This is a genomic window from Pectobacterium cacticida, assembly GCF_036885195.1.
Taxonomy (GTDB): Bacteria; Pseudomonadota; Gammaproteobacteria; order Enterobacterales; family Enterobacteriaceae; genus Pectobacterium; species Pectobacterium cacticida.
Genome location: NZ_CP133656.1, coordinates 1,373,242 through 1,385,457, shown reverse-complemented (window position 1 = coordinate 1,385,457; position 12,216 = coordinate 1,373,242). Strand labels below are relative to the sequence as shown.

Below are 12,216 nucleotides of genomic sequence, written 5' to 3'. Positions count from 1 at the left end.
CTTCCCTTATCGATAGCGAATCGCTGGGTTAATCGCGGCGTAGAGCATATCGACGAACAGATTAATCAAAATAAATTCCAGGGAAAACAGCAGCACTTCGGCCTGAATCACCGGATAATCGCGCATCTCCACCGCATCCACCAGCAACCTTCCCAGCCCCGGCCAGTTGAATACCTTCTCCACAACAATGGAGCCACCGAGCAAAAAACCAAACTGCAAGCCCATCATCGTGACGACGGGAATCAACGCATTACGCAGCCCGTGCTTCACCACCACCAGCGATTCGCGCACGCCCTTCGCCCGTGCCGTGCGCATGTAATCTTCCTGCAAAACATCAATAAAGGAGGCGCGGGTAAAACGCGCCATCACCGCCGCGACCGCCGCGCCTAGCGTTATGGAGGGTAAAATATAGTGTAACCACGTGTCCGCGCCCACGGTCGGCAGCCAGCCTAATTCAACCGAAAAAATTTGCATTAACAACATACCCAGCGCAAACGCGGGGAAAGAGAGCCCGGTCACCGCCAGCGTCATCCCAATCCGGTCAGGCCAGCGGTTACGCCACACGGCCGATATCATGCCGATGGTCATGCCAAAGATCACCGCCCAGGCCATACTGCACACCGTCAACCAGAAGGTCGGCATAAAGCGCGTGGCGATCTCCTCCGTGACCGGGCGCTTCGACGCTATCGACGTGCCGAAATCGCCTTGCAGGCTGCGGGTAAAGAAATGCCAAAACTGCTGTGGCAACGGTTTATCCAATCCCAAATCCTGCCGTACCATCTCGATAACGGCGGCATCCGCTTCCCGCCCGGCGGCTAAACGCGCCGGATCGCCGGGCAGCAGATGGACGAACAGAAACACCAATACCATCACGATCAGGAGCGTGGGAATCAGTCCCAGTAGTCGTTTAATAAAATAATTGAGCATGACCTGTTTTCCACAAACCTGTATCACTCTCCCTCAGAAAGGGCAAACGCCGTCCACGGCGGATAGCCTGATGACGTTATCAAACGCGCCAACAATACCCGCCGTGCTCGTCCTGCTGCGTACTCGTCCTGCTGATAGGAGACTTATTCCGTCAGATCCGCATCATCAAAACTGAACAGGGTATCCGGCATGACATAAAACCCTGTCAGCTTTTTACTGTTAGCCGAGACCAGACGTTCGGTGACAAGAAAAATCCACGGGGCATCGGCCCAGATTTTGTCCTGCGCGTCCTTGTAGAGCTGCTGTTTCTCCGCTCGATCCGTCGTTTTCAATGCATTCGCCAGATCGGCGTCAACCTGAGGATTACTGTAAAACGCCGTATTGAACTGCGCCGGTGGCCAGGATGCCGTAGCAAATAGCGGCGTCAACGCCCAGTCGGCTTCACCTGTCGATGCCGACCAACCGGTGTAGAACAGACGTACTCCGGTTTCTTTCACACTCTTCCCTTCCACTTCCGCCGCACGCTGACCGGCATCCATCGCAGTCACCTGCACTTTCACGCCAACCTGCGCCAGTTGCTGCTGTGTGAACTGTAAGACTTTCTGCGCCGTGCTGTGATTATGTGATGACCAGAGCGTGGTGGTGAAACCATTCGGGTAGCCGGCCTCCTTTAACAGCTCGCGCGCTTTAGCGGGATCGTAAGGCCACGGATGATATTTCACCGCATAATCAATGCTGCTCGGCAACGGCCCTTCGGCTGGCGTCGCGTAGCCGGAAAATGCCACCTTAATCAGCGCCTCTTTATTAATGGCATAATTCAACGCCTGGCGGACTTTGGGGTTATCGAACGGTTTCTGCGTCACATTCATGCTGATGTAACGATGCAGAATCGACGGTGCCGCTACCAGCGTCAACCGATCATTTTTCTCTAACAGCTTGGCCTGCTCGAACGGGATCGGATAAGCGAACTGCGCTTCGCCGGTTTGCAACAGCGCGGCACGCGTATTGTTATCCACCACGGGACGCCAGGTGATGCTGTCCAGCTTCGGTAGCCCGGCTTTCCAATAGCCGTTGAACTTCTCGACTTTGACAAAATCGGTCTGATTCCAGGTCACAAAACGGTACGGGCCGGTGCCAACCGGGTGGAAACCGATATCCTTGCCATACTGTTTTAATGCCGCTGGCGAAATCATTACCGCCGCCGGATGCGCCAAATTATTGACAAACGCCGAGAACGGTGTTTTCAGCACGATCTTGACCGTCAGATCGTCCACGACCTCGGTTTTATCAATCATCTTAAACAGGTTATACCGCTTCAGGCGATTATCTGGGTTACTGGCGCGATCCAGATTGACTTTAACGGCGGCGGCATTAAACGCCGATCCGTCGTGGAATTTCACGCCGGGATGTAGTTTGATGGTGTACGTCAGTCCGTCCGGGCTAACGTCATAACTGTCCGCCAGGACATTCACCAGCTTCATGTCCTTATCGAAACCAAATAGCCCCTGATAGAAGGATTTGGCGACCGCCTGCGAGAGTGAATCGTTGGCATCATATGGGTCCAGGCTGGTGAACGTGGACCCCACGGCGATAACAACATCTTTGGCCGCCCAGACCGGGGAAGCCGCCATCATGGCCATCGTTACACCTGCGGCGGCTAACCAGCGCCGTTGTTTCGTCATTATGCTCATACTACGTTCTCCTTATGAATCCCTGTCAATACGCACCGGCTATCGGATGGTGCGCAACGAAATGCCGTTCACCCACCTGTACTAACGGTGCCGTGATCGGCTCATCGCCCAGCGCGCGGATCGGGCTAGGTATATCATCAACCAGTAACACCTGCTCACGCTGGCGGCGTGACGGGTCGGCTACCGGTACGGCCGACATCAGCTTGCGGGTATAGGGGTGCTGAGGCCGTTCGAAAACATCTTGCCGCGAGCCGATCTCGACAATTTGCCCCATATACATCACCGCGACGCGGTGGCTTATGCGTTCAACCACCGCCATATCGTGGGAAATAAACAAAAATGCGATGCCGTATTCACGTTGCAGATCCATCATCAGATTAATGATCTGCGCCTGAATCGACACATCCAGCGCGGATACGGCTTCATCGGCAATCACCACGTTGGGATTGAGCGCCAGCGCTCTGGCGATACAGATACGCTGACGCTGGCCGCCGGAAAATTCATGCGGATAGCGACGCGCATATTCCGGGGCTAATCCGACGCGAGACAGCAACGCCGCCACTCGCCTCTCAGCCTCCTGCCGACGGCAAATATTGTGCACGAGCAGCGGCTCCATGATCGAAAACCCGACCGTGAGACGCGGATCGAGCGACGCATAAGGGTCCTGGAAAATGAGTTGGATATCGCGGCGCAGATGCTGTAGTGCCGCGCCGCTGAGTTGATGAATGCGCTGCCCCTTAAAGGTTATCTCGCCTTTCTGGCTTTTCACCAACTGAAGTAATGCCCGTCCGGTAGTCGATTTACCACATCCCGATTCGCCAACCAGCGCAAGCGTTTCGCCCGGCCAGAGATCGAAACTAACATTTTCAACGGCATGCACCTGATGGGTGACGCGGTTTAACACCCCGCTGCGTATCGGAAATCGCGTGACCAACTGGCTCACCTGCAAGATTGGCGCTGCCTGAGCGGAAACCGTATCCTGCGGGGCGCTATCTGCAGCAGATGCCGAATCTTGATCCAATAAGGGAAATTTTTCCGGAAAAGGCCGACCCCGCATCGACCCTAGCGCCGGTACCGCCGCCAACAGCCTCTGCGTGTACGGATGCTGCGGGGCGGTAAAGATCTGCACTGCGTTCCCCGTTTCAACACTTTCCCCGCGGTGCATAACCAACACGCGGTCGGCCATTTCCGCCACCACGCCCATATCGTGAGTGATAAAAATCACCGCCATGTTCATTTCGCGCTGCAGCACCCGGATCAGTTGCAGGATTTGCGCCTGAATGGTCACATCCAGCGCGGTCGTCGGCTCATCGGCAATCAGCAGCGACGGTTTGCAAGACAGCGCCATCGCAATCATCACGCGCTGGCGCATGCCGCCAGACAACTGATGTGGGTAGCGATCCAACACATTGTGCGCCTCCGGTATCCTGACCAGATCCAGCATATGCAGGGTCTCCGCACGGGCGGCGCGTCTGTCCATACCCTGATGCAGGCGAATCGACTCGGCGATCTGTTCACCGATGGGAAACACCGGATTGAGTGACGTCATCGGTTCCTGAAATATCATCGCCAGGTCCGCACCACGCAGCGTGCGCATGATCGACTGACGGGCGCTGCGCAGTTCCACCACGCGCCCATCGCGACGACGCAATTGCATCTCGCCCTGATGAATAACGCCCCCCGCCTGCTCAACTAACCGCATTAGCGCCAGAGAGGTGACGGACTTCCCTGACCCCGATTCCCCCACGATAGCCAGCGTTTCCCCACGATCGACGTTAAAGGTTAGCTGCTTTACCGCGTCCGATCGCCGCCCATGCTGCTCAAAATACACACTCAGGTTGCGCACCGCTAACACCCGATTTTCGGGCATCACAACCCCTGAAACCGGGGAAGACGGTAAAGTAGAATAATCCGGTGTGGGCAACATGAAGGCGACTCTCCTAAAACGCGCCTTAAATCAGCGCAAAACAATCACAAATAAACGATCACAGATAAACGATCAATTGTTTTCGACTATATTTAGCGCACGGTATGATGTAAAGCGGAAACTGAAATTGTCATTCCGGAAAATTTCTTTTATAACATTAGGTTAATTGCTATAAGCAGGTGTTATAAGGTACAAAAAACCATCGATTCTGTTCTTTGAACCGATTCTATTATTTAAACCATAAAAGTTCGCCGCCTGGATAAACGTCGCCGTTTTCCGCCCTGACGCTTTCATCTTATCTGGTGACGTTGCCTACGCCAAAAGCGGTGTTCATTGACCTGCATACATTCACCCCCGTGACGAACTCTGACATAATCCATAGTGGCATAGAAAACGCGTTTTCGCCTAATAAGCACCGGATTGACAGAACTCACTTTTCAGGCATAAACCCCGTCTTATGACGAGAATACGCGCTATTAATGAAACAGACCGTATTAATGATAAATGGTGGAGTGAAGATGGAAGGCATGACTTCAGGTTTACTGACTCTTGAACAGGCGCTGGAAAAGATGTTGTCTCAGGTATCTCCTCTCAGCGCCACAGAACGCGTCTCCTTATTTGACGCCACCGGACGCATCACCGCTCACGCCATCGCTTCACCTATTAACGTCCCGCCCTTCGCCAGCTCCGCGATGGATGGCTACGCCGTCCGCTGCGCCGATGTCGCCGTTGCTACCACTCTGCCGCTGGCGGGGAAAGCCTTCGCGGGGGCGCCTTTCAGCGGCACATGGCCCGCCGGAACCTGCATTCGTATCATGACCGGCGCGCCGGTTCCCGCTGGCGCTGATGCCGTCATCATGCAAGAGCAGGCTGAAGTGAACGAAGACGGTATTCATTTCCTTCATCCGGTAAAGCCCGGCCAGAATATTCGACTGGCGGGAGAAGATATTCGCGCGGGCGCCAGCGTGTTGCCAGCAGGCTGCAAACTGGGCGCGGCGGAACTGCCGCTGCTGGCGTCGCTGGGAATTGCGCACATTGACGTCGTGCGTCGCCTGAAAGTCGCCGTGTTTTCCACCGGAGATGAACTACAGCCCGTCGGCAATGCGTTAGCTGAGGGGCAGATTTATGACACCAACCGCTTCGCCGTCCGTTTAATGCTGGAACAGTGGGGCTGCGAGGTGCACGATCTGGGCATCATCCGCGACAACCCGGACGCCCTGCGCGCCGCATTCCATCAAGCCGACCAGATCGCCGATCTGGTGATTAGCAGCGGCGGCGTTTCCGTCGGTGAAGCCGATTATACTAGGCAGATGTTAGAGGAACTGGGTGACATCCATTTCTGGAAGCTGGCAATTAAACCCGGTAAACCCTTCGCCTTCGGCAAATTGCAGCATGCATGGTTCTGCGGCCTGCCAGGCAACCCCGTCTCCGCCACGCTGACGTTCTATCAACTGGTGCAGCCGCTGTTAGCCCGCCTATCTGGCTATAGCCAGTGGCGTCTGCCGCCGCGCCTGCGCGTCAGAACCACCAGCGCATTGAAGAAAACGCCGGGGCGCACCGATTTCCAACGCGGTATTGTTAGCCCTAACGCACAGGGTGAACTGACAGTAAAAACCACCGGACATCAGGGATCGCACGTCTTTAGCGCTTTCAGTCTCGCGAATTGCTTCATCGTGCTTGAGCAGGATCGCGGTAATGTCGCCATCGGCGAGTGGGTCGAGATCGAACCCTTCAACGCACTGCTGGGGCACTGAGTATGCTGCCGGAACTGAGTGATGAAGAAATGCTGCGCTACAATCGACAGATTGTGCTACGCGGCTTTGATTTTGACGGACAGGAAAGGCTGAAAGCGTCGCGTCTGCTGATTGTCGGGCTGGGGGGATTAGGCTGTGCCGCCGCGCAGTATCTGGCAGCGGCTGGCGTCGGCCATCTGACGCTGCTGGATTTTGATACTGTCTCGCGCTCTAACCTGCAACGTCAGGTTCTGCACCGCGATAGTCGCATCGGAATGGCGAAGGTAGAATCGGCGCGCCTGACGCTAGCCGAAATGAATCCACACCTTACGCTAGATACGGTGAATGACGATGTGGATGACGACACGCTCAGCGAATTGGTCAGCAGGCACGACGCCGTACTGGACTGCACCGATAACGTCGCCATCCGCAATCGCCTCAACCGCATTGGCTTTCAGCGCCAAAAACCGCTGATTTCCGGTGCGGCCATTCGCATGGAAGGCCAACTGTGTGTGTTCACCTACCAACCCGATGAACCCTGCTATCATTGCCTGAGCCGCCTGTTCGGGGATAATGCCCTAACCTGCGTGGAAGCAGGGGTGATGTCGCCGCTGGTGGGAACGATCGGGAGCCTACAAGCCCTGGAAGCCATTAAGTTGCTGACGGGGTATGGCAAGGTGATCACCGGGCGCGTACTGCTCTTTGATGCGATGACACTCCAATTTCGCGCCATCACACTCCCGAAAAATCCGCACTGTGACGTCTGTGGCGGATAAAGCGGGCATCTTAAGATCCACTTCCGCCACGATAAGCGATTGAATGCGGAAAAAATCAGTGACACAGTAATACGGTAAGTATCATGTCAACCGAGGAACACACCATGAGTAATGCTTTTTTGCAGTCCATCAAGGCCCGTCGTTCTATTTATGCCATCGGCAATACGCTGCCGGTATCCGAAGATCGGGTAATAGCCATCGTTACCGAAGCCGTGAATGAAAGCCCCTCCTCTTTTAATTCGCAAAGTTCCCGTGCGGTTATTCTGTTCGGCGCACAGCACCACAAACTGTGGGATATTGTGAAACAGCAGTTGCAGAAGATCGTGCCTGCAGACGCGTTCGCTGCGACAGAAAATAAACTGGCCTCTTTTGCAGCTGGCGCAGGGACGGTGCTGTTCTTTGAAGACACCAAGGTCATCGAAGGGCTACAGGAAAAATTCGCGCTTTATGCTGACAATTTCCCTATCTGGTCAGAACAATCAAGCGGCATTGCCCAATTTGCCGTCTGGTCCGCGCTGGCACAGGAAAAAATTGGCGCGTCACTTCAGCACTACAATCCGCTGATCGATGAAGATGTTAAAGCGCAATGGGATCTCCCCGCCAGCTGGAAATTGCGCGCGCAACTGCCCTTTGGCTCCATTGAGCAACCGGCCGGCGAGAAAAGCTACATTGCTTTTGACGAGCGTTTCCGCGTCTTTAAATAATCTACCGCTCCAGGCGTTAAAAACAGGGCACCGCAGGGTGTTCTGTTTATATTCGCATCGCCAGAACCACAATATTTTAACAAATATGTTAACGCGTTTCGCTAGCTTGTACTCTCGCCGCGTTACAGTAAAATACCGCACCACTTTTTTCAGGTGAAAATAGTTCCATTTAAAAATACATAATTATCGTTATTCACCGCGCTTATTACTGGTTTTCTGGGGAAATTATGTTGCACACTGGGTTCACGAATAATTCACGTTGGTTAGACAAAACCCGCGCAACCGTCGTACTTGGAATCCTGTTACTCGCGGCCTTTCTGGCGATCAGTTGGACCAGTTACCAGGTGGCTAAAGAATCACTGGAAGATGAAATCGCAGAAAATACCCTACCGCTCACCAGCGACAACGTTTATTCCGAAATCCAGCAAGATTTATTAAAACCCATCTTTATTTCATCGTTAATGGCGCACGATACCTTTTTACGCGATTGGGTGCTGGACAACGAACGCGATCCACAAGCGATGTTTCGCTATTTAAAAGAGATCGATCGTCGTTTTAATACCGTATTTTCTTTTTTCATCTCGGACAAAACGGGTTTTTATTACGATCAACTGCGCATTTTGAAAACCATTTCGCCAGATTCGCCCGACGATCAATGGTATTTTCAGCACAAAGCGCTCGCGAATAGCACGCCCTATATTGTCGATCTTCGCGTCGATCCTGAAGTACGCTCGCGTCTGGATATTTTTATTAACCATATCGTCAGGGATTATGACGACAATTTTATTGGCATGACGGGCGTAGGCATTCCGGTTGAGCGCGTTAAGCATCTCATTGAGAAATATGAGAAACGCTATAACCGAACCATCTATTTTGTGGATAAAGAAGGCAATATTACGTTGCATGGGGAAGGCTATCGTCGGCCATTACACATTCAGCAACAACAAGGGTTGAAACGCATCGCCACCATGATTCTGACCTCTCCCGGCGGGGCTTATGAATATCAGTCAAACGGGGAGCCGATCTTCCTTAATACTCGTTTAATCCCTGAATTCGGCTGGTATTTGATGGTTGAACAAACCAGCCACCCGAGTGAAAAGCGGCTATTTACCACACTGCTTAACAATCTGGGCATCAGTTCCTTGGTGAGCGTCCTCTTTCTGTTACTGCTGTGGCTGACGATAGGCGGGTATCAACGCCGTCTGGAGCACATGGCCACTACCGATAAACTCACCGGCCTGATGAACCGCCAGGCGTTTGATTATCTCTTCCGTCGCGTCAGTATGAAAAAAGCGCTCCAGGACAAAACGCTCTCCCTGATTCTTATGGATATTGATCACTTTAAAGACATCAATGACCAGTACGGCCATAACGTTGGCGATAATGTATTAAAAGCCGTATCTGCCGTGCTACCAACACAAACCCGATCCAGCGATTATTCGTGTCGATGGGGCGGAGAGGAATTCGTTATTTTGCTCGATAATTGCGACATCAACGCCGCATACCAACGTGCCGAAGCCCTGCGTCAGCGTATTGAAATCACCTCACTACCCCACCGCGGAAAGGCTATTCAGATAACGGTGAGTTGCGGCGTCGCTGAATATCGGGCAGGGGAAACGCTCAATACGCTGATTAATCGCGCCGATATCGCGCTTTATCAGGCTAAGCAGCACGGACGCAATCAGGTGGTCGTTGCCGAAAAGTAACCCGGACGCCCCCCATCACTCATTATTGCGTCGACTTTATTATTGGCGCTTAAATGCCATCGTCTTTTGTCTGCACCCAGAACGCATGCACCAAACCGGGGAAATACCCTAACAGCGTGAGAATAATATTCAGAATAAATGCCCCACCGATGCCTTTACCCAGTAACACGCCTAACGGCGGCAAAATAATCGTCAGTACAATACGCCAGAACCCCATATCAACCTCCGTAACGTGATGATCACTTATGAAAATAGTTCAATGTTCAGCGTTTGTCAGTATTCTTCGCGCGGCATCCATTATGGATGCTGGGATTTTACCGCCGGATAAATAGCGTGAAGCACCAGGGTGATTAATATTCTCGTCCGAACAGGGTTTACCATTGAGGCGCTCAACGTTGTCAGGCAATTTCGGTACGGCGACGACCCTTATTTTTCGCACGGTAGAGTGCGACATCCGCCGCCTTTAACCAATCCGTATATTGTCCCATTTGCGACGAAACCTCTGCGATGCCCGCGCTAATAAAAACCGCTAACTGTGGCGTCTGATGGAGGAGTTTCAGCGATAAACGTTCCCGAATACGATTCACGGCCTCTAACGCCTCCTTCGCGCCGGTTTTCGGTAAAATAACGCCAAATTCATCCCCGCCAAACCGCCCGATGACATCCGTTTCCCGAAAGCCTGCCACCAACTCGCGCGCCAGCAGCACGATGGCCTGATCGCCGACGCCATGTCCAAAATTATCGTTAAAGGATTTAAAATGGTCGATATCAAACAGCACCAACGTCGCTGTTTGCTGATAACGCCGACACACGTCGTATTCATGCTTTAGCAGGCGCTCCCAATGATGGCGATTATAGAGGTTCGTCATACCGTCATGGGTGCTGATCTCGATCAGCAAACGCTTGTGTTCAGCCAGTTTCAGCGCGGTGGTATAAGTCACGTAGCCGAGGAAAATCGGGTAAATCAGCAGCATCGGCAAGCAGGCGTAAAGTTGCCTCGGCGTTGTGACCCACGAAATAGGCACGGCAAACAGCACGAGCACCACGATACAGGCCAGGCTCTGTAATAAGATCCCCTGCACCAACAGTTTTATTCCGCCACTTGCGACGCTGTTCATCCCCACCATCGCAGCAATCAGCGCGCTGGGTAAAACGTTCATCCCCATCGCGCCCATCCAGATCCCGCCAAACACAACATCCGCTAATAAATTGCGTTTTTCACACCGCATCGGTTCGGATGACCGTTGCGACAACCGATAGGCGATATGCGGCCAGGCAAAAGCATTCAACAGGAGTAATCCCCACACCGGCAGCGGCGTAGGTTTGACAATAAGTACGGAGGTAATAAACAGAGCACATAATAACGTGCCTACTATACGCGGAATATAGACTCGTTGAGAAAAACGCAGCCCAGAGCGACGCACATCTCCCGCCAAACATGTCGGTGGAGGGGTGGGTATAACGGCCCCCATAAGGTTCACTACCTCATAGCGCTAAAAATGCATATTATGGCTGAAAATGGGCCAGTCGCAGTAAGTCATTATTAATTTATTTTAGCCTAACAATGCGATCGGGCATTACATCGCTCTGAGGACGTCACTCATGTGGAACCGACTCGAAACAGGCCGGTGGTATTACCTACCTGCGAACGCCCGTGTCTGCGCCATCATGCCTCATGTCCTGCGAGGAAGAGGAATGTAATCGGTTGATATGAATAGTCAGAAACATGATCTCATCGGTAGTCAGCTGGCAATGATAGTTTTTTTTCCACGTAATCATACACCTTCATTGCACAGGCGTAGGCTCGCGGCATCAGCTCCGTAATCCCTTGATAAATTGAATCATCACCGTGGTTCACCGTTTCCCGATTTAATAACCGTAGGGCAAAAAATTTCAGATGCGTAATTAAACGCTGATAATTGAGGGACTGCTCATCAAATGTGAGGTGAAGATCGTACTTCAGAATGGTTAAGATATCTTTAATGATTCCCGCGCTTTGCATCGTACTCTGCATATCGCTGTTATTCGCCGCATTCGCCAGATGCAACGCGATAAACCCCGCTTCGTCCTCCGGTAAATCAATCTCTAACCTCATGCGGATCAATGCTAACGCCTCCAGCCCAACGGTAAATTCGGCGCTATAGAATTGGCGAATATCCCATAGCATCAGGTTTTTGATCGCTTGCCCTTTTTTATAGCGCTGAATCGCAAAGTTAATATGGTCGCTCAAGGCCAGAAACAGCGTATCCTGAACATCAAGCCGCAATGTTTTTTGCGCCAGAGTAATAATTTGCTGCGTCACGGCAAGACAGTCAGCGGGAATATCCGCCAATAACTGTGACAATACATCCGCGATACCGTCGCTCTTCTTTACAAACTGGCTTTCAATACGTTGCGGATCGACGACATCACCGACTTTTTTACCAAAGCCAACGCCCTTCCCTATCGCCACGATTTCCCGTTGGTCATCCGCCTGCATAAGCACGGCATTATTGCTCAATATTTTTTTAACTATCATCGCATCAGCTGCTCTGTCTGATAGGAAAACCATATTGGTCTTCCTGTCCGCCTAACGCCTCAATGCAGTACCGGGGAGACGCCTCTTTTCTCACTTGCCTTTCAATCAACCTACTCACGATGTTCACTGAGATCAACATAGCGGTAAGCTGGATAACGGCCAAAAAAAAACCTGATACGAACATGTCTGGAAAGCATGCACCGTATCAGGTTTCGCTCGGAGTTTAGCCCGATG

Annotated in this window: 9 protein-coding genes and 1 pseudogene; 4 read left to right on the top strand and 6 right to left on the bottom strand. The window is 52.5% G+C overall.

Annotated features, from left to right (window positions below; all coding sequences use genetic code 11):
* Positions 1 to 6 precede the first annotated feature (6 nt).
* From gsiC to RFN81_RS06590, 3 genes are all read right to left on the bottom strand, one after another.
* Positions 7 to 927, bottom strand: a complete 921-nt coding sequence (gene gsiC / locus RFN81_RS06600) for a glutathione ABC transporter permease GsiC (RefSeq protein ID WP_264498325.1) — start codon at positions 925 to 927, stop codon at positions 7 to 9.
* A gap of 143 nt (positions 928 to 1,070) precedes the next feature.
* Positions 1,071 to 2,618 (bottom strand): glutathione ABC transporter substrate-binding protein GsiB, encoded by a 1,548-nt coding sequence (gene gsiB, locus RFN81_RS06595; RefSeq protein WP_264498324.1) that lies wholly within the window; start codon positions 2,616 to 2,618, stop codon positions 1,071 to 1,073.
* A gap of 25 nt (positions 2,619 to 2,643) precedes the next feature.
* On the bottom strand, positions 2,644 to 4,488 hold the full coding sequence (locus tag RFN81_RS06590) for a dipeptide ABC transporter ATP-binding protein (RefSeq protein WP_406626434.1): 1,845 nt from the start codon (positions 4,486 to 4,488) through the stop codon (positions 2,644 to 2,646).
* Between the two features lie 575 nt (positions 4,489 to 5,063).
* On the opposite strand from RFN81_RS06590, the gene moeA reads away from it, so the two are divergent.
* From moeA to RFN81_RS06570, 4 genes are all read left to right on the top strand, one after another.
* A complete protein-coding gene (gene moeA / locus RFN81_RS06585) occupies positions 5,064 to 6,299 on the top strand; it encodes a molybdopterin molybdotransferase MoeA (protein WP_264498322.1) in 1,236 nt (411 codons plus the stop codon).
* A gap of 2 nt (positions 6,300 to 6,301) precedes the next feature.
* A complete protein-coding gene (gene moeB / locus RFN81_RS06580) occupies positions 6,302 to 7,054 on the top strand; it encodes a molybdopterin-synthase adenylyltransferase MoeB (protein WP_264498321.1) in 753 nt (250 codons plus the stop codon).
* 104 nt (positions 7,055 to 7,158) lie between these two features.
* On the top strand, positions 7,159 to 7,758 hold the full coding sequence (locus tag RFN81_RS06575; protein ID WP_264498320.1) for a nitroreductase family protein: 600 nt from the start codon (positions 7,159 to 7,161) through the stop codon (positions 7,756 to 7,758).
* 230 nt (positions 7,759 to 7,988) lie between these two features.
* Entirely contained in the window at positions 7,989 to 9,464 is a 1,476-nt protein-coding gene (locus RFN81_RS06570) for a sensor domain-containing diguanylate cyclase (RefSeq protein WP_264498898.1), read from the top strand.
* A gap of 49 nt (positions 9,465 to 9,513) precedes the next feature.
* Here RFN81_RS06570 and RFN81_RS06565 read toward each other — a convergent pair whose 3' ends face one another.
* The 3 genes and pseudogenes from RFN81_RS06565 to licT form a co-directional block, all read right to left on the bottom strand.
* Entirely contained in the window at positions 9,514 to 9,681 is a 168-nt protein-coding gene (locus tag RFN81_RS06565) for a YqaE/Pmp3 family membrane protein (RefSeq protein WP_264498319.1), read from the bottom strand.
* Between the two features lie 181 nt (positions 9,682 to 9,862).
* On the bottom strand, positions 9,863 to 10,924 hold the full coding sequence (locus RFN81_RS06560; RefSeq protein WP_264498897.1) for a diguanylate cyclase: 1,062 nt from the start codon (positions 10,922 to 10,924) through the stop codon (positions 9,863 to 9,865).
* 178 nt (positions 10,925 to 11,102) lie between these two features.
* Positions 11,103 to 11,982: pseudogene (licT, locus tag RFN81_RS06555) on the bottom strand (BglG family transcription antiterminator LicT).
* Positions 11,983 to 12,216 lie beyond the last annotated feature (234 nt).